1 protein-coding gene is annotated in these 801 nt (G+C 37.0%); it reads right to left on the reverse strand.

Going from position 1 to position 801, the window contains the following annotated elements:
• Positions 1-185 precede the first annotated feature (185 nt).
• Positions 186-497: a hypothetical protein gene (locus AC1DRF_RS30495; RefSeq protein ID WP_074894653.1), complete on the reverse strand. Its 312-nt coding sequence runs from the start codon at positions 495-497 to the stop codon at positions 186-188.
• Between the last annotated feature and the right edge of the window lie 304 nt (positions 498-801).

Genomic DNA, 801 nt, shown 5'->3' on the forward strand with positions numbered 1-801 from the left:
ACTAATATGAGTCCTGCTGTAAAAAGCCTTTTGTTTTTTCGATTGGCTTTGCCTATTATGTTTACCCCCTTTTTTAGAAAATACTTCTAATATTCTAACATAAAAAGGATTTTCCAAAACAATATAGCCTCCAAGTCTGTGGTATTAAATACAAAAAACCACCTAAAAATCAGGCGGCTTTTCTTTTATGCTGCGTCTTCAGATAGCTCGTTATCTTTGGCTGCTTCTATAAGTAAGAAAATAGCCGTTAAAATATGCATAATCATGCCGACAATTGGAATCCACGCAATAGCAGAACAGACAATTCCCATGATATGCCCTGTCCGAACTTTGTTTGTTTTAATCGCAAATACTAAACCTACGACGTGCAATGCGAGCATTAGAATAAGCGGCGTGTAGGCTAGGCTTATAACCAAGGTGCCGCCTAGGAGGGGAATCCCCCAAAGAGCCTCTAATCCTCCGCTGACCCATTTCAATATACGACTTGTTTTTCCCAATGTATCCTCCCCCTTTGTCTTCAATGTATGCACAGAGGTTTTGTTTCTGAACAGTTGTATATGAAAAAAGCGGCAAAAATACGTGTACTAAAAATAAATCGATAGTCCCGTATAAAGATACGTTTTTATACGGGGCTAGTGTAATAGTGGAAAATGAATGAGAGGAAAAAGACGTGGTTTTACATTTAATAACGAGCAGCTCTTCGTGAAGAGAACGAATTAAACATAAACAAAAAAGCCGAACTCAAAATGTAAGCTCGGCTTTTTCTTATATAACAAATAGAAGTATTATAAAATGTTTTTC

It is taken from the genome of Priestia sp. P5_B4, from assembly GCF_056400385.1.